At 51.3% G+C, this 23,413-nt stretch carries 18 protein-coding genes; 3 read left to right on the top strand and 15 right to left on the bottom strand.

Features of this window, described 5'->3' with window-relative positions; translation table 11 throughout:
- Positions 1–55 precede the first annotated feature (55 nt).
- The 7 genes from wcaD to wza form a co-directional block, all read right to left on the bottom strand.
- Positions 56–1,276: a colanic acid polymerase WcaD gene (gene wcaD, locus H9644_RS19865; RefSeq protein ID WP_064529449.1), complete on the bottom strand. Its 1,221-nt coding sequence runs from the start codon at positions 1,274–1,276 to the stop codon at positions 56–58.
- On the bottom strand, positions 1,251–2,468 hold the full coding sequence (wcaC, locus tag H9644_RS19860) for a colanic acid biosynthesis glycosyltransferase WcaC (RefSeq protein ID WP_191776216.1): 1,218 nt from the start codon (positions 2,466–2,468) through the stop codon (positions 1,251–1,253). The genes wcaD and wcaC overlap by 26 nt, the downstream gene beginning before the upstream one ends.
- The gene (wcaB, locus tag H9644_RS19855) at positions 2,465–2,953 is read right to left on the bottom strand and encodes a colanic acid biosynthesis acetyltransferase WcaB (RefSeq protein ID WP_064529451.1); all 489 of its coding nucleotides are present in this window, start codon (positions 2,951–2,953) and stop codon (positions 2,465–2,467) included. The genes wcaC and wcaB overlap by 4 nt, the downstream gene beginning before the upstream one ends.
- A 2-nt stretch (positions 2,954–2,955) precedes the next feature.
- The gene (wcaA, locus tag H9644_RS19850) at positions 2,956–3,795 is read right to left on the bottom strand and encodes a colanic acid biosynthesis glycosyltransferase WcaA (protein ID WP_064529452.1); all 840 of its coding nucleotides are present in this window, start codon (positions 3,793–3,795) and stop codon (positions 2,956–2,958) included.
- A 105-nt stretch (positions 3,796–3,900) separates the two neighbouring features.
- On the bottom strand, positions 3,901–6,063 hold the full coding sequence (wzc, locus tag H9644_RS19845; protein WP_064529453.1) for a tyrosine-protein kinase Wzc: 2,163 nt from the start codon (positions 6,061–6,063) through the stop codon (positions 3,901–3,903).
- Between the two features lie 2 nt (positions 6,064–6,065).
- A complete protein-coding gene (gene wzb / locus H9644_RS19840; protein WP_064529454.1) occupies positions 6,066–6,509 on the bottom strand; it encodes a low molecular weight protein-tyrosine-phosphatase Wzb in 444 nt (147 codons plus the stop codon).
- A 5-nt stretch (positions 6,510–6,514) separates the two neighbouring features.
- Positions 6,515–7,654 carry a polysaccharide export protein Wza gene (wza, locus tag H9644_RS19835; RefSeq protein ID WP_064529455.1) on the bottom strand — a complete coding sequence of 380 codons (1,140 nt, stop codon included), beginning with the start codon at positions 7,652–7,654 and terminating at the stop codon, positions 6,515–6,517.
- Positions 7,655–8,311: 657 nt separating this feature from the next.
- Here wza and H9644_RS19830 point away from each other — a divergent pair.
- Complete coding sequence (locus H9644_RS19830; RefSeq protein ID WP_064529456.1) at positions 8,312–9,895, top strand: TerC family protein; 1,584 nt, start codon at positions 8,312–8,314, stop codon at positions 9,893–9,895.
- Between the two features lie 534 nt (positions 9,896–10,429).
- On the opposite strand, the gene asmA is transcribed toward H9644_RS19830, so the two are convergent.
- The 3 genes from asmA to udk form a co-directional block, all read right to left on the bottom strand.
- Entirely contained in the window at positions 10,430–12,283 is a 1,854-nt protein-coding gene (gene asmA / locus H9644_RS19825) for an outer membrane assembly protein AsmA (RefSeq protein ID WP_191776213.1), read from the bottom strand.
- Between the two features lie 21 nt (positions 12,284–12,304).
- Complete coding sequence (gene dcd / locus H9644_RS19820) at positions 12,305–12,886, bottom strand: dCTP deaminase (protein WP_001234767.1); 582 nt, start codon at positions 12,884–12,886, stop codon at positions 12,305–12,307.
- A gap of 91 nt (positions 12,887–12,977) precedes the next feature.
- Positions 12,978–13,619 carry a uridine kinase gene (udk, locus tag H9644_RS19815; protein ID WP_064529458.1) on the bottom strand — a complete coding sequence of 214 codons (642 nt, stop codon included), beginning with the start codon at positions 13,617–13,619 and terminating at the stop codon, positions 12,978–12,980.
- A 318-nt stretch (positions 13,620–13,937) separates the two neighbouring features.
- Between udk and H9644_RS19810 the strand changes: the two genes are divergently transcribed.
- A complete protein-coding gene (locus tag H9644_RS19810) occupies positions 13,938–17,255 on the top strand; it encodes a diguanylate cyclase (RefSeq protein WP_191776209.1) in 3,318 nt (1,105 codons plus the stop codon).
- A 110-nt stretch (positions 17,256–17,365) separates the two neighbouring features.
- Here H9644_RS19810 and alkA read toward each other — a convergent pair whose 3' ends face one another.
- Positions 17,366–18,214, bottom strand: coding sequence for a DNA-3-methyladenine glycosylase 2 (gene alkA, locus H9644_RS19805; protein ID WP_191776206.1), 849 nt, complete (start codon positions 18,212–18,214; stop codon positions 17,366–17,368).
- A 133-nt stretch (positions 18,215–18,347) separates the two neighbouring features.
- Here alkA and yegD point away from each other — a divergent pair, with 133 nt between their 5' ends.
- A complete protein-coding gene (gene yegD / locus H9644_RS19800) occupies positions 18,348–19,700 on the top strand; it encodes a molecular chaperone (protein WP_064529461.1) in 1,353 nt (450 codons plus the stop codon).
- Positions 19,701–19,712: 12 nt separating this feature from the next.
- Here yegD and H9644_RS19795 read toward each other — a convergent pair whose 3' ends face one another.
- The 4 genes from H9644_RS19795 to H9644_RS19780 all read right to left on the bottom strand — a co-directional run bounded on the left by H9644_RS19795 (position 19,713) and on the right by H9644_RS19780 (position 23,341).
- Entirely contained in the window at positions 19,713–21,653 is a 1,941-nt protein-coding gene (locus tag H9644_RS19795) for a helix-hairpin-helix domain-containing protein (RefSeq protein WP_191776203.1), read from the bottom strand.
- Positions 21,650–22,411 carry a PP2C family serine/threonine-protein phosphatase gene (locus H9644_RS19790; protein ID WP_191776201.1) on the bottom strand — a complete coding sequence of 254 codons (762 nt, stop codon included), beginning with the start codon at positions 22,409–22,411 and terminating at the stop codon, positions 21,650–21,652. The genes H9644_RS19795 and H9644_RS19790 overlap by 4 nt, the downstream gene beginning before the upstream one ends.
- Complete coding sequence (locus H9644_RS19785; protein WP_191776199.1) at positions 22,408–23,067, bottom strand: vWA domain-containing protein; 660 nt, start codon at positions 23,065–23,067, stop codon at positions 22,408–22,410. The genes H9644_RS19790 and H9644_RS19785 overlap by 4 nt, the downstream gene beginning before the upstream one ends.
- 217 nt (positions 23,068–23,284) lie before the next feature.
- Complete coding sequence (locus H9644_RS19780) at positions 23,285–23,341, bottom strand: type I toxin-antitoxin system Ibs family toxin (RefSeq protein WP_012767741.1); 57 nt, start codon at positions 23,339–23,341, stop codon at positions 23,285–23,287.
- Positions 23,342–23,413 lie beyond the last annotated feature (72 nt).

Genomic DNA, 23,413 nt, shown 5'->3' with positions numbered 1-23,413 from the left:
GTACTCGTGTACGCTCCTGGGGATTCGCTGCGTCACCAACTTCCTGCAACTCGAATTATTTAGGGTGTATATTTAACGCCTTTCGCAAAATAAACGGACAGACGATTAAAAATGCATATTCCGGGCTAAATATCGAACCGGTAAAAAACAGCGACACAGGCGTAAAAAGATAAAGCTGCACGCGAAAATTGCGATTATCGCCAAAAGCGTTGAGCATCATTTTTATCACTTTCCCCATGTACCACAGCGATAAAAACACAGCAAACCAGGAAAAATAAATAATCAGCAGATACAAACCATTGTCTATGGTTTTTCCGACATCCGCACCGTTAAATATTCCGAATGATGCGACATATTCATAAAGTGAGCCAAATCTGACTACACCGTCAATATGGGTCAAAGAATAACCGACCATCACCAGCGGACCGACAATACGATAATACGATGACGATCCTTCCGTACCTAAATCTCCCAGACGGGTGGAAATATAAGGAAAAGCAATTACCACACCAACCAGGAATACAGCCAGAGAAATCAATGCTAACGGTAACTTTTTCTTAATCGCTTCTTTGTTCAGATATTGAAATGCCCACTCCAGCAAATAAAACAGGATAAAAGTCATAACCCCTGAAAACGATCCGGATAATATTATTCCTGCGAGAATCATAGCATCTGTTTTAGGCGTTTTGATACCAAACTGTTTGATACTGAGCCAAATTGAGATTAATGCCAGAGCGAAAAATGCCGGTTCGAAATAAAGTGCCGTAGTTCGCTTGCCGCCGAATTTAATGAAATTCAGTACATAGCTATTGCTGTAAATCAGATATTTCGAAATCGACTCCATAATACTGCTGCCGCCAGTGAGGATAATTTGCGCCATCTCCACCGCCGCCAGCGCCACCACCAGCCCGACCACCAGATAAAAGAAACGTAATATCTTGCGATGGTTGTGTGGCGAAATCGTTTTAAAGCGAATACTCCACACCATGCCAATAATGATCACAATATAGACAAACAGCATGGTTGAAGTGACGTATTTACTGGCATCCAACGACTGACCAAACAGGTAGTTGAACGCAGTGAGTCCCGCACCAACCCCTAAGGCAATCATCAATTTTTTAACGCTGATGCGCTCTAAAAACAGCAGTAACAAGACGGGTAAAAAAGTGACGATGGTGATGGGGAAACTTTCGCCAAGTTGGGCGATTTTGACGTTAACCAGCAGGTAAATCAGCGGCAGCAGCAGGTAGCTACAGATTCTGATAGAAGTTGACATACTCCTCCAGCATCTGTTGTCCACTGTAGGCGGCGCGGCTGCGTTGGCTGAACTCAGCCAGCGTGGTACCAAATATCGCCTGTGCGATTTCCGGTTTGCTTAACTGCACCAGTTGCAGCACATCTTCTTCGCTGACGGTTTTACCACCGGATTTTTGCAGCACTTCCCGCGCCGCATCGCTATGGGTGGCGATCACCGGCACGCCAATCGATAGCGCCTCACACAAAATCAGCGGGTAGTTATCGACACGAGAACTGAACACCAGCGCATCCATCTGGTTGAGCGCACTCATCAACTTGCGCTTGTCAGTTTCAAAGCCGTGATTAACAACGTTACCAGCGGTGAACGGCGAGAACTTACCGAAAGTATGCAGTTCGATTTTGTCGCCCAGCGCCATCATCTCGCGTACCAGTTGCTGGTTAGTCTTGCCGTCGTAACGCAGGTCATGCGCTACCACCGCGATTTTCGGCTTGCCCTGAGTTTCCCGCACCGGAGGCAAGTCCGCCAGAATCGCTTCGGTTGCCACATCAATACCGTTATTGATAATCCGGCAGCGTCCTGGTCCGTACAGGCTATTAAAAGCATCAGCGACATGCTGACTGGGGGAAATAAACTGACAGCCCAGCGCCAGCATCTCGCAGAACAACTGGCGTTTACCCGCCACCAGCTGGTGTGCGCGATCAATCTTTACCGGCGGATAGTTATTTAAGGTCGGGCATTTCTGACAGCCCGTTTTCCAGCCTTCGCAACCGTCGGTAAAGGCGCAGCGCCCGGTAACACTCCAGTGGTCGTGCAGCGTCCAGACCAGGGTGACATCCGGTTTGTGGTTTTTCACCTTTTCGCAAAAGCGCACTACGCTGTTAAGATTCAACCAGTAGCTGTGCAGTACATGAAAATGCAGGACTACCGGCCCCGATGTGCGGGTAATGGAACGGTATAACTCATTGAAATTGCCGAACAGATCGCGATTAAACAGACGAAACAGTGCAATGTTCACCATCGCCGTCATCCGCGGCGTATGTTTGATTACCTGCGGATAGTGTTGATGACTGACGCTCTCTTTGCCGCCTTTGCCGTAGCCGTAGACAAAATGTGACGCCAGCCCCTGTTGCAGCGCGCGCTGGTGGAGATCTAACGCCACACCTGCCGCTCCGCCTTCCGCCAGTCGCACATTAAATTGCAGAATATTCATTTAATTACCTTCACTCGCGCTTTTTCTCCCACCACCAGCGCATTGTCCGGGACAGAATCAAGCACCACGCTGCCCGCGCCCACGGTGACGTTGTTACCAAGCGTGATATCACCAAGAATAATGACGTTGGCACCAAGTTCGACGCCGTTGCCAATTTGCGGACATGCCATGTTGTCGGCGCCTCGATTGCCAATAGTGACGCCGTGGCGAATGATGAAATCATCCCCCGCCACCACGTTTTTATTGATCACCACGGCGTAACCGTGATGGATAGTAAAACGGCGGCCAATAGTCGCGGCGGCCTGGATTTCATAACCGAAAAAGCCTTCGGTGATAATGCGATACAGCACCAGCAGCGGAGCCGCCCACAGATTGTTAATAATGTTCTTTTTGCGCCACACTGAGCAAAAATGGGCGACGCGATAGGCGAGAACCATACAGCACGGGCGTAAACTCCAGCTGTTGGCGCGCAGATCTTCCAGCATCGTTAGCGCCCCCGAATTCCATCAGCCAGCCGTTTGCCGTTACGCACCGACAGTAGTGTTAGTAAGGTGCGCCAGGTCATGCGCTTATTGCGGATCTGGTAGAGGGTAAACAACTGATATTTTTTGCTGGCGCGGTCAAATTTGTCTTTGTGCTTGCGGTAAAAATGGAAGTATCCGGAGAATTTTTTTGGTGACGAAGTGATCTGCATTTCGCCATGATTGATATGCAGGATCTGCGTCGCCTCTTCCACTTTCCACGGTTCGCCGTACTCCACCACCATTCGCAGGAAGATGTCGTAATCCTGCGCTGCTTTCAGTTCGGTATCGAACAGGCACTCTTTGAAACGCCACGCCCAGGTAAAAACCTGGTTGCCGATGATATTGCGTTTGTAGAAAAGGCGGCGTGAATAGGGTGATTTGGGATACAGCGGCAAACTTGCCGGTTGGGAATAGACTTCGCCCTGGCAAACGTAGTCGTTGGCGTACAAGAACGCATGAGTGACCAGTTGCTGTTTATGGGCGAGGAAGACGCTCAGTCGATTGGGTGTCCATTCATCATCATCATCGATCCCGGTGATGTACTCCCCTTGCGCCAGCATAATCGCCTGATTGCGTACCGCGCACGCTCCGCTGTTATTGTCGTTGTGAATGTAAGTGATACGCGGATCGTTGAGGGCGATGACGTACTGCTGAAGCTGTTCCCAGGACGTGGAGCAATCATCCACGATGATCATCTCCCAGTTGCTGTAGTCCTGGCGCAGGACCGATTTTATCGCCCGAATCGCCAGTTGTTGGCGGTTCCAGGTTGGCATATAGATTGAGATTAGCGGATTGTCTTTCATAGGTTGTTCTCCCGGCTTATGAGCTGGTTTGCTTGCCGGATGCGGCGTGAACGCCTTATCCGGCCTACGGGACGGTGTGAATGCTGGTATCGGGCAACCGCCTCGTTATTTCGCATCCGACTTATATTCGTACTCGTAATAACCGTAATCCTGATACGCACTGGCGCGGCGGAAAATGGAGTTCAGAATCACTCCTTTCACCGGGATCCCGTTCTGCTCAAAGCGGCTCAGGCTGGTTTCCACTTCTTTCAAGGTGTTGACCGCATAACGCGCCACCATCAACGTGGTTCCGGCGTGACGACCAACAATCGCTGCATCGGTTACCGCCAGAATCGGCGGCGTATCAATCAACACCATGTCGTAGTTTTTACTTGCCCAGCTCACTAATTCGGCAAAGCGTTCGCTCATCAACAGTTCAGAAGGATTCGGTGGCACCTGCCCGCGTGGGATCAGGTCAAATTTGGCAATAGAGGTCGGTTTAGCTGCGGCGGTAATATCGCCCTGACCAAGCAAAATCTCCGACAGGCCATTAACGTTATTGGTGCCGAGCAATTCGTGGGTGTAGCCTTTGCGCATATCGCAGTCGATCAACAACACGCGTTTATTGGTCTGGCTAATGACCGCCGCCAGGTTGGCACAGACAAAGGTTTTACCGATTGATGGGCTAACCCCGGTCATCATCAACACATTGTTCTGCGCCTGCATCATCGCAAAATGCAAACTGGTACGCAGGCTGCGGATGGCTTCAATCGCCAGATCGGTTGGATTCCCCACTGCCAGCAACTGGCTCTGTTTATAGCGTTTGACCCCTTTGATGGTTTTGACGCTATCGCGCGCTTTTTGCCACTCCGACAGCGGGATGCTGGCATAGACGCTGATACCGTGTTCTTCCAGCACTTGCGGGCTTTCAATGCCGCGATTAAACAACGAGCGCAGCAGCACACCAACGATAGAGAGCATCAGGCCGAGGATAATCGCCCCAAGGATAATCAGCCCTTTCTTCGGTTTCAGTACACCTGGCTGGGTGATTGCCGGGTCAACAATGCGCACATCGCCTACGGTGCTGGCTTCGGTGATTTTCAGCTCCTGCTCTTTATTCAGCAGTTGCATATAGACCTGCTGACCAGACTCGACATCGCGGGTCAGGCGCACAATCTCCTGCTGGGTTTTCGGCATCGCCGTTACGCGCCCGTTAAGTTTGGCTTTTTCGTCTTCCAGCGCCTGCCGTTTCTCCAGCAGCGTGCGGTACGCCGGATGAACTTTGGTGAACAGCTTAGAAATTTCCGCCTCTTTAAAGGTCAGTTCGTTCAGCTGCGCGTCGATGTTCACCATCGAATCGAGTACCGCTTTTGCTTCCAGCGGCAGATCAACAGAATCTTTATCCTGACGGAAGGCGTTCAGTTTGTTTTCGGCAACATCAAGGCGGTTGCGCACTTCCGGTAACTGTTGTGCGAGGAAGGCGAGGCTTTTCGACGCTTCCGCCGATTTGCGCTCAATATTTTGTTCCTGGTAGTTACGGGCGATGCTGTTAAGAATGTCGCGGATCTGTTCGCGATCTTCACCGGTATAAGTGAGGCTCAGTACGCCTGCGTCTTTGCCGTTCTCCGTTACCGTCAGGCTGTTTTGCAGTTGATTGATCATCCCCAACGTGGAGTATTTGGTGACGGTAAACTCACTGCCCGGGCTGGCGTGAATGGCTTCAACCATCAGCGTGACGCCTTCTTTTTTCAGCATCTGGCCCGCTTGCCCACGGGCGCTAAAGCCGCCGTCGCTACTCAGTGTGTAGTTTTTGTTGTCCAGAACATTAAGCGTAAACACCTGATCCGCCATCTCTTTTGGGCGGTTAAAGGTAGTCACTTTCACCGTCTCATTCTGACGTCCCATCAGACGATCCCAGCCCGCACCGAAGACAGGGAAGGTGTTTTTACTCACCGCAATATCGAGGTCAAGATCGTCCACCGTTTTACCGAGCACCAGGCGCGAGCGAATCAACTGGATCTCAGCATCCGAGGCTGGCGGTTTGTTGGCTAACGCCGAACCAATGTCCTGCACCAGCGAATTGCCGCCGCTTTGTTCGATTTGTACCAGCGCGTCGGCGCTATAAATCGGCGTGGCGAAGAAGGTGTAAATCACAGCACAGAGGGCGAACACAGCGGTGATGCCAATCACCCACCAGCGCGCTTCAATGACGGTACCGACCAGGCGACCGATATCGATTTCATCACTGCCCGTTACCGGAGCGGCATGTTGTTTTACTTTTTCTGTCATTCTTATACCTGCTCTGCGTTCAATGCCTGCGCCCACTGGCGGGCAGATCGTTCAAGTAATGTGTACACCGCTGCAAATGTTTCCCGACTTTTGCGATACGGATCGGGGATTTCACATTCGTTATCCCAGTGACCAAACAGCATCACTTTGCCGCGCATCTCTGGCGCCATCTCACATAAGCGTTCGATATGGCGCTTTTCCATGGTCAAAATCAGGTTGTAGTTGCGACACAGGCGGCGGCTGATTTGCCGGGCGCAGTGGCCTTCCAGTGACAGTTGATGCTCGGCGGCGACGCTGATGGCAGTAGGATCAGCGCCCTTACCGACCAGCGCGCCGAGTCCAGCAGACTCCACATTCAGTTCCGGGTGATAACGTTGCAGTAAGCGTTCCGCCGTCGGGGAACGGCAAATATTGCCGACACAGACAACTAAGATGTTGTTAAACATGACGATTACCAGTTATGAATGTCGCTGGCTGTATCCGTCATGTAACGGACACCGCTAATAGTTGGCAGCAACTGATTGATCAGACGGTTCCAGCGGGAAACCGGAGCGGTGGTGACGTACACCACGTCATAAGGCTGCAGGCGGAATTCCGTCGCCATCACCAGCGAAGTGGCATCGGACATATCCAGCTGGTAAATGTTGGCAATTTTGCCGTTACGCCCGCCCTCGCCTTTCAGTGGACGAATGACAAAGATGCCGCTGGCGTTGGAGGTGGTCATGTCGATACCTTCGGCATTGCCCAGGGCTTCGGTCAGGGTCATGCCACTAAAGTCCATTTTCAGGGTGCTCTGTTTCTTCACTTCCCCCATCACAAACACTTTTAGATCATCATTACGCGGCACGTAGAGGATATCGCCGGGGTAAAGCAGTCGGTTCTGATTGAGGTCGCCGTTTTGCATCAGCGCCTGCAAAGAAATGCGTTCTTCACGACCATTGTGTGTTAGCACCACGTTGCGCCAGTCAGCGGTATCGGTCAGGCCACCTGCGGCGTTAATGGCGTCGAGAATGGTCAGTGGTACGTTGGTGATGGCCTGTTGACCGGATTTATTCACCTGACCGGAGATATAGGCCTTTTGCGAGCGGAAGGCGGCGATATTAACGTCCACCTGCGGGTCAGCGATGTACGTCGCTAAACGCCCGGTAATATCACTGCGGATTTCAGCGAGCGTTTTCCCCACCACGTGAACCTTGCCGATATACGGGTAGAACATGGTACCGTCAGGCTGTACCCAGTTGCCGGTGTCGCTGGAGCTGCGGTACTGACCAGCTGGCGTGGTGAGTTCCGGGTGATCCCAGACGGTGACATTAAGAACGTCGCCCGGCCCGACGCGATATTGATAATTAGCAATCTCGCTTTCCAGCGTCATATTGGGACGCGCGACGTTGGGGCGTGGGCGTAACTGATCAATCAGGCGCGGGGTCAGCGGATAAACATTCACCATTTTGTCGAGATCGAAATCAGCGTCCTGCTGTTTGATGACGTCTTTACCCATCGTAGACATATTGCTGCCCGGAAGTACTGTGCAACCGCTTATCAAGGTTACTGACACCAATAATGGCATCAATTTCATTTTGGATTTCGTCATTGTTTATTTATCACTTTGGCAGAGTAATTATCCTGTGCGCTATTAATAGCAATGTCGCATGCACATTTACCTTGCAGTTAATTGAATAAAAATTTAACTGGCATCAGTCCTAAAAAAATTGATTTCATCCGCAGGCTATTGACAGAATAATTCAGACTGGTCTTTCAGGCATCCAGACACGCTACCGCCCCTGGCTTTTAGCTACCAATACACTGATTTATCTTAGATTTTCCAACTCTTTCATCATGCAGCCGTTTATGAAAAAGCGTTATTCCGTAAATTAATTTTCCAGATATAAGGTGGCATTATGGTATTTGAATATTGGCTCTCCAATAATGCAGGAGGAAGTGTTACAGCTAACGGAATAGCAGGCAAGGTAACAAATCGGCAATTGGCTATTTTTAAGAATTATATTAAGTTTATTCTGCGGTGTTTTTTAGGAGTTTCTTTATGTTGACAATATTTAATATAGTATCTCTATATGCGATATTTCTTAAATAACGTTTAATTATTACCGCTTTTAATTCAGGGATAATGCGATGTTATAGCCCTCAAATAAAGTGAGATAAATAGTGCAGCAACATTGCATTTTGGCCCCGAATTATCCATGATCGAATTGTGACATTTGTCATACAACGAATAGGTTTTGTACTTACTATGGAATGGATTGCCGATCCGTCTATCTGGGCCGGGTTAATCACGCTGATTGTGATCGAACTGGTCCTCGGCATTGATAACCTGGTCTTTATTGCCATCCTCGCCGAAAAACTACCGCCGAAGCAGCGCGACCGCGCACGGGTTACCGGGCTGTTGCTGGCAATGTTAATGCGCCTGTTACTGTTGGCGTCAATCTCCTGGCTGGTCACCCTGACCCAACCACTGTTCAGCTTCCGCTCGTTTACCTTTAGCGCCCGCGACTTAATCATGCTGTTCGGTGGTTTCTTCCTGCTGTTCAAAGCCACGATGGAGTTGAACGAACGACTGGAAGGGAAAGACAGCAATAATCCCACGCAACGCAAAGGTGCGAAGTTCTGGGGCGTAGTCACGCAGATAGTGGTTCTGGACGCGATCTTCTCACTCGACTCGGTGATTACCGCCGTCGGAATGGTCGACCATTTACTGGTTATGATGGCCGCCGTCGTTATCGCTATCAGCCTGATGTTGATGGCCAGCAAGGCGTTAACTCAGTTCGTTAATAGCCACCCAACCATCGTTATTCTCTGCTTAAGTTTCTTGTTGATGATTGGCTTTAGCCTGGTGGCGGAAGGTTTCGGATTCGTCATTCCGAAAGGCTACCTGTACGCTGCAATTGGCTTCTCGGTGATGATCGAGGCGCTCAATCAGTTGGCTATCTTTAACCGACGACGTTTTCTCTCCGCTAACCAGACGCTGCGCCAGCGGACTACCGAAGCGGTAATGCGCTTATTAAGCGGGCAAAAAGAAGATGCGGAACTGGATGCCGAAACTGCGTCCATGCTGGTGGATCATGGCAACCAACAAATCTTTAATCCGCAGGAACGGCGGATGATTGAGCGGGTACTTAATCTTAACCAGCGTACTGTCAGCAGCATCATGACATCACGCCACGATATTGAACATATCGATCTCAACGCGCCGGAAGAAGAGATCCGCCAGTTGCTGGAGCGAAATCAGCATACGCGACTGGTGGTTACCGACGGTGACGACGCGGAAGATTTGCTCGGTGTTGTTCACGTGATTGACCTGCTACAACAGTCGCTGCGCGGCGAACCGCTCAACCTGCGGGTACTGGTTCGCCAGCCGCTGGTGTTCCCGGAAACCTTACCGCTGTTACCTGCTCTGGAGCAGTTCCGCAACGCTCGTACGCACTTTGCTTTTGTGGTGGATGAATTTGGCTCGGTAGAAGGGATTGTGACATTAAGTGACGTCACCGAAACCATTGCCGGTAACTTACCGAACGAAGTGGAAGAGATCGACGCCCGTCATGATATTCAGAAAAATGCCGACGGTTCCTGGACGGCGAATGGTCATATGCCGCTGGAAGATCTGGTGCAATATGTGCCACTGCCACTGGATGAAAAACGGGAATATCACACCATCGCCGGGCTGCTGATGGAATATTTACAGCGTATTCCAAAACCTGGCGAAGAAGTACAGGTGGGGGATTATTTGCTCAAAACGTTGCAGGTGGAAAGCCATCGCGTGCAGAAGGTGCAGATTATTCCACTGCGTAAGGATGGCGAGATGGAGTACGAGGTGTGATGGCATGTAGGCCTGATAAGACGCGTAAAGCGTCGCATCAGGCGTTTCATTCAACCGGGAGAGTATGTGACATTAGAAGCTGTTCCGTTCACTTTATGTTCCTCGCTATTTTGGAACGCTCAAGCCGGTGAACGTGCCAGGGTGGCTCAATCGCCACCACCCTGGCAACCCGGGCTCCCGGCGGTAAATCGCCGCTAGCGCGGAATATTCGGCCCATCCCTGGGCCTCACCCCTTCGGGGCCAGCGCAGGCGCTGTTCAAAATTGCTCCCGGCAATTTTGTCCTCATCTTATTCCTTTCGGCTATCAGGTACGGGCGCGAGGTAACATCCCTGTAAAACGCGCCCTCAGCCCACATCCATGTGGGCTGACCCGGCCTACAGGAAACGATTCGGCGATTTACAGCCGGACCAACACCTTCGCTGAAGTATCTTACTTTTACTGATAATTCATCTGTGCTGAAAGTAATCTAAGTGATTGCCTGATGCGACGCTTTACGCGTCTTATCAGGCCTACAGCATATGTCATCTGGAAACTTACATCTTCTCCAGCAACTTCTTCACATCTTTGCTATTGCGGGAATCTTTATTCCGCTCGGCCCAGTCGTTAAGACGGCGTTTGGCTTCATCCTGTAAGTGTTTACGCAGTAACTGATCTACTTGCAGGCTGTAATTGAGTTGCTGCCAGTTGCCATAAACCCGCAGAGGAACCGGCGTTTCTTTGAGGAAATCAATCAGTTTGCTTTCCCCGTTCCAGCCACCAATCACACGAATGTCAAACTGGGTGTCGCAGGTTTGCTCTGCCAGATTCAACGTGCCAGTCCCTGAAAGCGCCAGCACTGGCGATTGACCTTGCATGTCGTTTAACGTCACGACGCCATCCTTCAACGTCAGATCGGTGGTAAAGCTATCAAGCCGCGTCACGTTATCGAAGTTTTCAGCGACCTTCACATCACCGCCATTACGTTCTACCGCTTGTTGGATCATCTGCTGGAAGTTCATGCCTTCCATGCGCGTATCAGCCATTTCGACATGCGCCTGTCCTTGCCAGGTGTGACGGAATGCGTTGGCATCAATGTCAGCACCAGAGAAATCCCCTGCCAGCGACATTTTCCCCGTTAGTGAGATGGGGTAGTTGAAGGCATTCAGAATGGTGCCAATCTCGACATTTTCCAGCCGAGGATGGAAGACTATCCGTGGATGTGAGGCTGTTGCATCCAGCGTACCCGGTAACGACACGACACCGTCGTTAAGTTTGCCCTGCAACTGAATAATCTCCAGCAGCCCCGACCTGTTGGTCATTTGCGCAGTGACATCGGTAAAATCCATTCCACGCCAGCGCACATTATTGGCCTGCAACAAAATATCTGCCGCAAAGCCTTTCAGCCCCTGATACGCGGGCTCATCAATGCGTGAGGAAATTACCGGACGAGGCAACGTTGGCTGGTTTTGCCCCTGTTGAGCAACGCCATTTTGCGTAGTCATCGCCTCATTCATTGGCAGCAAATTATCCAGATTTAACTGGGCAAATTGCAGTCTGAGCAGCCATTCTGGCTTCTCAAGCAGCGCTACCTGCGCCTGACCGGTCAGATTACTGTCATTAGCGGTTAAATTGATTTGTTCAAAAACGAGACGTTTTTGCGCTTCCTGCCACTGAGCCTTGAACTGACCATGACCCTGAATCCCCTGCTTCGGGAGATCTGCGCCCTGCAGTTGCCAGTCAATCTGTTGAATATCCGCCGTTAAATCATGGGGGTAATCAGAAGCATCAACAGTCCCCTTGAGCGCTAACGTGAGATCGCGTTGGTCGCGATTTACCCGACCAGAGAATTCAAACGATCCGCGATGTTGTGGATCCTGCTCCATTTGCAGGCGGATATCACGTACCGTAACCTGTTCGTCATTTTCATGCTGGAACACCAACACGCTGTCACTGACTCGCAGACTGGCGATATCGAACGACCAGCCACGATCTTCCGCGTCATCGGGTAAGGTATTGTCTTTCGGGGCTATTGGGGCGTCTTCACTGCGCACCGCTTCTGTTTCCGGCGTCAGTTGAATGACCGCCCCTTTGAGCATGACTTGCTTAACGCTGAGTTGATGACTCAATAAAGGCCACAAGGCCACATCAAGGCGCATATTATCGGCACGTACCAGCGGTTGGCTGGCCCCGTTAGCCGTTAATATCATGCGACCAGAAAGGATACTAAGCTGCGGCCAGACGTGCCAACGCAGTGGCCCGTCGAGCTGCAATTGATAACCGCTACGTGCAGCAACCTGCTTGACCATATAGTCACGGAAATCATTCGGATTCACCAGCAACACCAACGCAGATAACCCAGCCACCAGCACGACCAGGAGTATCATCAGCGTCGTCAGAAATCGTCTCATGGTATCCTCAGTGAGCCTGAATTAGTCTTTATCGATACGACTGGCGACTGCGCCCTGCTGGTTGCGATATTTCGCATCTTCACGGCGGTTATACGGACGCGCTGCCGGACCTGAAAGCGGCTCAAAACTCAGCGCGCCAATAAGCATGCCCGGACGCAGGGCCAGCGGCAGTTTACCGGAGTTGTAAAATTCAAGCACAATGCAGCCTGACCAGCCAGGATCGATACGGTGCGCGGTAACGTGCACCATCAGCCCCAGACGCGCCAGTGAAGAACGCCCATCCAGCCAGCCCACCAGATCGGCTGGCAGCGTAACCGACTCCAGCGTCACCGCCAGCGCCAGTTCTCCCGGATGGAGATAAAACGCCTCGCCCTCATCAAGCACAATTTCATCGCTCATCACCCGGTCAAGCGCAGCGCTCACTTCGTCTTTGGGACCGCTCAGATCGATAAACGCTGCCGTGTGACCACGGAAGGTACGAAATTTATTGCCCAGGCGTACATCCACCGTCGCGCCATTAATACGCTCCACTGGTGGACGTGGGTTGATCGACAAACGGCCTTCATCAAGCCAGGCTTCAATATCTCGGTCACACAGACGCATGGCATTTTCTCCTTTCGCGCATCACTCCCTTAACGCCAGTTACGTCAAGGGCATACCAGGTTATCACTGAACGGTACACAATTTATCAAGCTTATTCAAAGAACTGACTTATTTTCGCTTTCAATATATCGATCGCGATGCGGTTTTTACCGCCGCGCGGCACGATGATATCTGCATACTGTTTAGAAGGTTCAATGAATTGCAGGAACATCGGGCGCACGGTTTTTTGATATTGCGCCATTACAGAATCCATCGAACGACCACGCTCATTAACATCGCGCTTAATGCGACGCATCAGGCAGATATCCAGTGGGGTATCCACAAAAATCGAGAAGTTCAACTCGTCGCGCAGACGCGCATCCGTCAGCAGCAAAATGCCTTCAAGAATAATGACTTTCTTCGGTTCAACCTTCACCGTTTCTTTCATACGCGTATGTTCAACATAGCTGTAAACCGGCAGGTCGATAGCCGAACCGCGTTTCAGCGCCTGCAAATGTTGCAACAGCAGGCTGTGATCCATCGCGCTGGGGTGGTCATAATTAGTTTTAACCCGTTCTTCCATCGACAGATGGCTTTGATCTTTGTAGTAACAGTCTTCCGGAATAACGCCGATGTGTTCATCGCCGACTTGTTCACGTAATTCACGATAAAGGGTACTGGCAATGAGACTCTTGCCGGAAGCCGATGCGCCTGCGATACCGATAATGACGCACTGATGAGACTGATCAGTCATAAATTTAGCGACCTGATTAACCTGGATGTTAGGAAGGGGGCGCCGAAGCGCCAAACGCGGCAATTATAGGGATTTCATCCGCGTGATACCAGTCGAATAGCGTTGCCTTGCTCTCAGAGTTAATTGTTGACGATCAATTCCCTGATGCAAATTTAATTGCTCAGTTATGACGCAAGGTGAAAAATGTTATGCAGAGTTGCGCAAATTATCCGCCATTACGTCACTTTATGAGCAATTTGCATATAAAATGTAAAACTTTTGTACTAGCATAAACACAGATACTAATACTGACGGCCTTGCCATACGGATAGAGCGGTAATGAGTAAACCATCACAGCGTGTTTTAATTACCTTGCCTCATCCCCTGCTTCACCTCGTCAGTTTAGGTTTAGTCTCATTTATCTTTACCCTTTTTTCGCTCGAGCTTTCGCAATTTGGCACTCAGCTTGCGCCGCTATGGTTCCCCACTTCCATTATGATGGTGGCGTTTTACCGCCATGCCGGACGCATGTGGCCAGGCATCGCGTTAGCCTGCTCGCTGGGAAACATAGCCGCATCCGTGCTGCTCTTTTCCACCAGTTCGCTCAATATGACCTGGACGGCTATCAACATTATTGAAGCCGTCGTGGGCGCAATGCTGCTGCGAAAATTATTACCGTGGTATAACCCGCTACAAAATCTGGCTGACTGGCTTCGTCTCGCATTTGGCAGCGCCATCGTGCCGCCAGTATTAGGCGGCGCGCTGATTATCCTGCTTACACCAGGCGATGACCCCCTGAGAGCATTTCTCATTTGGGTGCTTTCCGAATCCATCGGCGCCCTGGCGCTGGTACCGCTGGGCCTGTTGTTTAAACCGCATTATCTATTACGCCATCGTAACCCACGACTGTTGTTTGAAACGCTGCTGACGTTAGCTATCACATTGACGTTAAGCTGGCTTTCGATGCTGTACCTGCCGTGGCCTTTCACTTTCATTATTGTGCTGCTGATGTGGAGCGCCGTTCGCCTGCCACGAATGGAAGCCTTTTTGATCTTCCTCACTACAGTGATGATGGTGTCGTTAATGATGGCTGCCGATCCCACCCTGCTTGCCACGCCGCGAGCGTACCTGATGAGCCATATGCCGTGGCTGCCATTTTTGCTGATCCTGCTTCCCGCCAACATCATGACCATGGTGATGTACGCCTTCCGCGCGGAGCGTAAGCATATTTCCGAAAGCGAAACCCGCTTTCGGAACGCCATGGAGTATTCCGCTATCGGCATGGCGTTAGTGGGTACTGAAGGGCAATGGCTGCAAAGCAACAAAGCCCTATGCCAGTTTCTCGGCTACAGCCAGGAAGAACTGCGTGCTCTCACCTTCCAACAGCTGACCTGGCCGGAAGATCTCAATAAAGATCTGCAACACGTTGAGAAGTTGATTAGCGGTGAAATCAATACCTACTCGATGGAGAAACGCTACTACAACCGCCACGGCGACGTAGTTTGGGCGCTGCTTGCCGTCTCACTGGTACGCCACACCGATGGCAAGCCACTCTACTTCATTGCGCAGATAGAAGACATTAACGAACTAAAACGCACCGAGCAGGTGAATAAGCAACTGATGGAACGCATCACGCTGGCTAACGAAGCTGGCGGGATTGGTATCTGGGAATGGGAGTTGAAACCAGATATTTTCAGTTGGGATAAGCGGATGTTTGAACTATATGAAATTTCCCCGCATATCAAACCAAACTGGCAGGTTTGGTATGACTGCGTGCTGCCGGAAGATCGCGAACACGCCGAAAAAGTGATTCGCGATTCGCTGCAGGCTCGTTTGCCTTTTAAACTGGAATTTCGCATTACGGTAAAAGACGGTATTCGTCATATCCGCGCACTCGCCAATCGGGTTCTGAATAAAGAAGGTGAAGTCGAACGCCTGCTTGGCATCAATATGGATATGACAGAAGTAAAACAGCTCAACGAGGCGCTGTTCCAGGAAAAAGAACGTCTGCATATCACCCTGGACTCTATCGGTGAAGCCGTGATCTGTATTGATATAGCGATGAAAATCACCTTTATGAATCCAGTCGCTGAGAAAATGAGCGGCTGGAAGCAAGAAGAGGCGTTGGGCGTTCCGCTGCTGACGGTATTGCATCTTACAACTGGCGACACCGGACCGTTAATTGAGAACATTTACAGTGCCGACACGTCACGTTCTGCTATTGAACAGGACGTGGTCCTCCACTGCCGTAGCAGTGGCAGCTATGACGTCCATTACAGTATTACGCCGTTAAGCACCCTGGATGGTAGCAGCATTGGTTCGGTGCTGGTGATTCAGGACGTCACCGAATCACGCAAAATGCTACGCCAACTTAGCTATAGCGCCTCCCATGATGCCCTGACGCATCTGGCGAACCGTGCCAGTTTTGAGAAACAACTGCGAATACTGCTGCAAACCGTTCACAGCAGGCATCAACAACATGCACTGGTGTTTATCGATCTTGATCGCTTTAAAGCGGTAAATGACAGCGCCGGACACGCGGCAGGCGATGCTTTGCTGCGCGAGCTGTCTTCGTTGATGCTGAGTATGCTGCGCTCCAGCGATCTACTGGCACGGCTCGGTGGTGATGAATTTGGTCTGTTGCTGCCGGATTGTAATGTCGAAAGTGCTCGTTTTATCGCGACGCGTATTATCAATGCGATTAATGATTATCACTTTATGTGGGAAGGTCGGTTACATCGGGTAGGAGCAAGTGCCGGGATGACGTTAATAAACGACAGTAATCATCAGGCAGCAGAAGTTATGTCCCAGGCCGATATCGCCTGTTATGCTTCGAAAAATGGTGGTCGTGGTCAGGTCACTGTTTATGAACCACAGCAGGAAACGGCACATAATGAACGGACAGTGATGTCGCTCGATGAACAGTGGCGGATGACTAAAGAGAATCCGCTTATGATGATTGCCCACGGCATCGCTTCGCCACGAATCACGGAAACGCGTAGTTTGTGGTTGATTTCGCTTAAGCTCAGGAGTAGCAAAGGCGAGTTGATTGATGAACAGACATTCCGCCGTAGCTTCAGCGATCCGGCACTCAGCCACGCGCTTGACCGCCGGGTATTACGTGAATTTTTCCAACAAACAGCAAAAGCGGTTGCCAATAAAGGTTTAAGCATCGCCCTTCCCCTTTCCGTTGCGGGGCCTCACTGCGTCACTCTGGTAGACGAACTGCTTGAGCAACTGGAACAAAGTTCATTACCGCCACGATTGCTCCATTTGATTATTCCCGCAGAAGCGATTTTCGACCACGGGCTGGCTGTGCAAAAACTTCGGCTTGCCGGATGCCAGATCATACTCAGCCAGGTAGGGCGCGACCTGCAAATATTCAATACGCTCAAAGCAAATATGACGGATTATCTCCTGCTTGACGCCGAGTTATGCGCCAGCGTACAGGGCAATTTAATGGATGAGATGCTGATTTCTATCATTCAGGGTCATGCCCAGCGGTTGGGCGTGAAAACCATCGCCGGGCCAGTCGCGTTGCCATTGGTGTTGGATACGCTTTCTGACATTGGTGTTGACCTGATTTATGGCGATGTGATTGCCGAGGGCCAGCCGTTGGAATCACTGGTTAATAGCAGTTATTTCGCAATTAACTGAGTATTGCACTCCCCCTTTGCCTGATGCGACGCTGACGCGTCTTATCAGGCCTACAAATCGCTCATTCCCCAGGACGGATAAGGCGCCCGCGCCGCATCCGGCAACCAGAATCAGGTATCTTCGGGTAGCCAGCCTTCCGTATACCAGATATGCAGCAACGCATAAGAACGCCAGGGTTTCCAGCGTTCGGCATAACGGCGAATTTGTGCCGGCGTCATTCCCGCAAACCGCTGTTTAATCAGATAATCATCCGGCAGGAAAACGTCCTTCGCCTGCCAGCCACGTAAGGCAAAATAATTCGCAGTCCAGCGCCCGATACCAGGAAAAGTTTGCAGCGTTTTCATCGCTTGATCCACATCGCCCGGAATCGTCATTGGTAAGGAACCATCCAGTGTCGCATTTGCCAAATGGATCAGTGCCTCTGCCCGTTTCAGCGGCATGCCCAACGCTTTTAATGCCAGCGGGTCGGCTGCTGCCAGCCGCTGAGGCGTGGGAAAGCAGACATAATCCGGAAAATCATCCAGCCGTTCGCCATAAAGCTGTGCCACTTTGGCGGTCAATTTTGCCGCCATCGCCACGCTCACCAGTTGGCCTAAAATGGCGCGTACGCCCTGTTCAAAAGCATCAACGCTGCCAGGTAAACGCAATCCAGGCCGCGCCGCGCCTAACTCGCCCAACGCCCCGTTAACAATCTGCGGGTTACATTGCAGATCAAATAAGCGGCTCATTTTCGCCAGACACTCAGCGGCAACGGGTTCTAAACCTGCACTTAAATTTATGTGCAGAGTATGGCTGGTGATATCCGGAATAGCCGTCACCACGCCACGATATTCGCCCACAGCCAGGCTACGGGCATAATAATCGTCAGCGACCGTTTCCACACCGCTCACCGCACGGGCAGCAAGAAATCCCAACATCCACGACCAGTCATACGGCGGCTGCCAGTTCAGGGTATACATCGCATCTCCTTATTCATCCGCTTTCAGCATAAACGTTATTCAGACGCTGCGCTTTGCTTTCATATTCCGGTTGTCGCGACGGCAACATTTCGCTAAAGTCACGCCCCTTCTTCACCGGCATGGGGATTATTTCGTGTTTATTGGTTTTGATTACGGTACAGCAAACTGTTCAGTAGCGGTGATGTGCGATGGTAAACCGCAGTTGCTGAAAATGGAAAACGACAGCACGCTGCTGCCTTCAATGCTTTGCGCACCAACGCGTGAAGCGGTAAGCGAATGGCTGTACCGCCATCATGATGTTCCGACAACTGACGATGAAACACAGGCACTGTTACGTCGGGCGATTCGTTACAATCGCGAAGAAGATATCGATGTCACGGCGAAAAGCGTGCAGTTCGGTCTTTCCTCACTGGCGCAGTATATTGAGGATCCAGAAGAAGTGTGGTTTGTGAAATCACCAAAATCGTTCCTCGGTGCCAGCGGCTTAAAACCACAGCAGGTGGCGCTGTTTGAAGATCTGGTCTGCGCAATGATGTTGCATATTCGCCAGCAGGCACAAGCTCAACTGCCGGAGGCAATTACTCAGGCAGTGATTGGTCGCCCGATCAACTTCCAGGGGCTGGGTGGCGATGAAGCAAACGCCCAGGCGCAAGGGATTCTGGAGCGCGCGGCAAAGCGTGCCGGATTCAGGGATGTAGTATTTCAGTACGAACCAGTGGCGGCTGGGCTGGATTACGAAGCGACCTTGCAGGAAGAAAAACGCGTGCTGGTGGTCGATATTGGCGGTGGTACTACCGACTGTTCGTTGCTGCTAATGGGACCGCAATGGCGTTCGCGTCTCGATCGTGAAGCCAGCCTGCTTGGACACAGTGGTTGCCGTATTGGCGGTAACGATCTGGATATCGCACTGGCGTTTAAAAACCTGATGCCGTTGCTGGGCATGGGCGGCGAAACTGAAAAAGGCATCGCCCTGCCGATCCTGCCGTGGTGGAACGCGGTGGCGATCAACGACGTGCCTGCGCAGAGCGACTTCTACAGTAGTGCCAACGGTCGTTTACTTAATGATCTGGTACGCGATGCCCGCGAGCCGGAGAAAGTGGCCCTGCTGCAGAAAGTCTGGCGACAGCGTTTAAGCTATCGGCTGGTACGCAGCGCGGAAGAGTGCAAAATTGCGCTTTCCAGCGCAGCGGAAACCCTCGCGTCGCTGCCGTTTATCAGCGATGAACTGGCTACACTGATTAGCCAGCAAGGGCTGGAAAGCGCCCTCAGTCAACCTCTGGCGCGTATTCTGGAACAGGTGCAACTGGCGCTGGATAACTCCCAGGAAAAACCGGACGTCATTTATCTGACCGGCGGTAGCGCCCGTTCCCCGCTGATTAAAAAAGCACTGGCAGAACAGTTGCCGGGTATTCCGATTGCAGGCGGCGATGACTTTGGCTCCGTCACCGCCGGACTGGCACGCTGGGCGGAAGTGGTATTTCGTTAATTGAAACATGACTCAGCAGCGGCTTAAATCAGCCTGCGCCTGAGCCAGTTTTTCTGCCGCCTGACGTAGCGGTTCCATCAACGGCATAGCCCGTGCAGAGGCATGAAGATGGAATCGCTGCAACTCTGCCGCGCCCTCTGTCAATGCGGCTTCCAGCCGATGTCGTTTGGCGACCATTTTCGCCGTGACTGCTTGTCTGTCTGCTGGTGTTACCGCTTCATTCGGCCTGAACACAAAACGGCGTTCGCAACTCGCTTTCCAGTCGATAACCGCCTGTGTCAGATGGTCGCCAAATCCTTTCACTTGCTTAACGCCGCGCCGGGTCACATCTGCTGCTGTTTCAATCCCAAAGGACCGTAACGCCGCTTTACGCGCCGGGCCAACGCCCGGAATGGATGCCGCATCAATGAAAAATCCCTCCAGAAACTTCTGCTTCTGGCGTTCCCTTGCGGTGTCGTGAAGTGCTGCCAACGCGCGTTTTTCGTCTTCTGGCAACCCCAAAAGCTCATCCTTCATTTTTTCGAGCATTGTCCGTTTAGCGATAAAACCTTCCAGGCCACCCACCTGCTGGATCTGGCTGACTAAATGGTCATAGTCCATTTTCGCACAATTAAACGCCTCACGGCGTTGCTGGATTTCTGCTTTGTACGCTTTGCTTGTCAGGCTGCCAATAATCCAGATAGCCACCAGCACAGGAAACAAAATAATATAACGCGGTTCTGCCTGAAGGCCGCAAAGCAACAGCGATAACGCTGACAGTGCGATCTCAATCAGGATGATATATTCACGCCGTAACAGGCCTAAAGGAAGCGGCCTGCCCCCTGGTTGGAAATGAGTGGGCAACGGTAATTGTAGCGCTCGCGGTGCTACTGACGACATTACCACCGCCCAGACTTTAGCCAGTACAAAATTTCCGCCAGTGGTAATGACCTCTTCACCGAGATCAATAAAATAGATAACACCTTGATTATCCAGCGCACACCACGGGCAGTCGGTTAAATGTCCGGGGTAAACATGCATTGCTGAAACGGCACATTTCTTTAACTGTTGGCGTAAAGAATCAAGTGCCGCTACCCACGCATTTGCTGTAGGACGCGCGGTTGCCACGCCACTTTCAGTGAACGCCTGCTGAAACATGGCTTCAACATCACCCGGTAACATCGATAGCGGAATCGATCGTGGCGGCGGTTTTAAGCCACGTTGCTGATTGTCTGACGCGTAGGCATAGCGGAAATGGGCGATATCCGTCTCCAGCGCATTCCCCGCTGCAGAGATAAGCGGCACACCTGAATAAGGATGACGCCCACCAAACAAGACGTGAAAAATCAGCAACGCAAGGCCAAAATTATCGTGATTTACGGTGCGTTCAAAGCCAACAAATGACGGTAAGGTTTGCAACTCTGGCGGCGTAAAATGCGACACGCCGACTTCGCATAAATGCAGCGCGCCATTGGCGTTAATCTGGAAGGAGTCGCTATCGATCAACACCACTTTGCTGTCACGGCCTACCATAAAGCTGTTCTGGTTTACGTCACCCACGACGTGCCCGTGCTCGTGAACCGTAGCAAAAGATGAAGCAATATTGCGCGCAACATAGAGTAGAAAATCCCACGCACAATGAGGGTAACTCTGGCGACGATGTGCCGGGCTATAGATCATATGAATCGGTTCTTTGCCAGATATCTTCGGCATCATAAAACCGATAACCTTCCCGCCTCGTCCGCCGTGAAGGGTTGCCTGCGGCCAGGCGACATAATTCAGCAACTGTGCGTCAGCTGTCGCAGCCATAAAGGCAAGTTTGTCCTGTTTTAAGGCGGGTGGCGGCGTGTGGTAAATCTTGGCGACGCTATCGGCAAACTCCGCGATATCATAAACCGCGCCTTCACCACCTTTGCCCAGTTCACGACCTGGCGTCACGCAATCGCCAGCTGCGGTATATAAAGTTAATTTCACGGCAACCACATGGCCAGTGCCAGGGTTTTATCATCATCGGTACGCTCGTTTACCGCCGGGCTGGACAAAAACTGCTTTAACAATTCAGGTAATAAATCGAATTGTTCCTGCGTTGCTGACGCCAGTCCATTGAAAAACGGGGTAAAGAAAGGCACATGAGGAGAATTATCCAGCATATTTAACGCCAGTCGCTGTATACCGTCCGTAAATGCTGCAACTTTATGCGCACACTCAGTGCTGGTGTAAGTTTCCAGTCTGGAAATGGCATCTTCATCGGTAATAAAGTGCGTCATATTGGCATATTCACCCACCATCGGCGTGAGCGGCAGTTGCAGACCACGACCAAAATCCACCACCACACCGCCGTCGCCAATTTGCATAATCAATGTGCCGTTAGGCGATGAAATCAGTCCCAGAAATGTGCAGGCAAAATCGCGAACCGCTAATTCTTTAGCTTCAGCCTCAGCAAAAAGTCGCTGACGAATGTTCAGCACAATATCCGTAGCGAGGACATCATTGAGTCCAAATTCACCGTTCTGCACTTTTTGCGACACATAAGTCATCGCTTCATTGACAGTAAGCATCGCCCCCTCCCCGCCCTGCGAGACGCTACCTGCACCATCAGCAAGAAACATCACCAGTAATGGTTGCTGGTCTTTTAGCCATGCGACCTGTATCTGGCAGGCATCCTGACAAGGCAAATCAGCGCTAATGTGCGACGTTCCGACAGCAGAGGCATAAACCAGACGCCAGGTCACACTGATGTCCAGCCTTTTGGCGCTTCCAGCACAACTTCCGTTCCTGGCGTGGAGCGGGAAACCGAACGTAGCGAACTGGATAACCAGCTAAACAGTTCGCGGAATTGTAATCCTTGCAGGGACAAAGGCTGACGGACGCTGATTTGGGCCAGAGTCTTCATATCAGCCCCCTGGACACCGATGGTAAAGAAGGCAAACTTCTTATCTTCTTCTCCCTGAAACACCTTGTTGGCGGCAGCCTGCCATTCATCAGTTGGTGCACCATCGGTGATCAGGAAAATCCACGGGCGATAATAGGAAATACCATTTGCGCGGTACTCACGTTTCCGCTCTTCAACCATATCCAGGGCTTTGGTAATGGCGGCTCCCATTGGCGTATCGCCCTGGGCAAACAGGATGGGCGGGAAAAAATTAGCGGCGCTGGTAAATGGTTGTTCCACATGCACCGGGCCGAACGTCACAATACCGAGTTCCACTCTTTTTAAGGCCAGCGGATCGGCAAGCAGTTCATCGCGAAAGGTAACCAATCCGGCGTTAAGTTCATTAATGGGTCTGCCGCTCATCGAGCCAGAAACATCCAGCAGCAAAATACAGGGGCAACGCGGTTCCGGGTTACTAGCAAAATCGCTGGTAGCAAACGTGATTTGTTCGCTCATAAGAGGTCCTTTCTTAGAGAATTATTGAGGTCCGGTATCATAGCGACTGCAATAATGAAATAAGAGCAAACGAAGACATTTTCAGAATTAGGCCCGGCGGCGCAGATAATTTTGCTATTCGCCTCGCAAGAACGAAGAGTCGTCGATTGACAGTAAGGGCGGAGTGACATACTTTCAGGAGTGAGGGTTGAGCGGGGTTTCCCCCGCCCTGGTAGTCTTAGTAAGCCGGGAAGCTAATCACTAAGAGCACCACGATGATGATCCACTTCATCATGACCCTTTCCTTATTTAAGGCCCCTTCCTCGGGAGGGGCTTTCCCGTTTCAGCATCCCGCTGAAATCGTCGG

Origin of the sequence: Escherichia whittamii, assembly GCF_014836715.1 — a bacterium.
Classification (GTDB): domain Bacteria; phylum Pseudomonadota; class Gammaproteobacteria; order Enterobacterales; family Enterobacteriaceae; genus Escherichia; species Escherichia whittamii.
The sequence above is the reverse complement of the archived record's forward strand: the minus strand, read 5'-3'. Positions and strand labels throughout refer to the sequence as shown.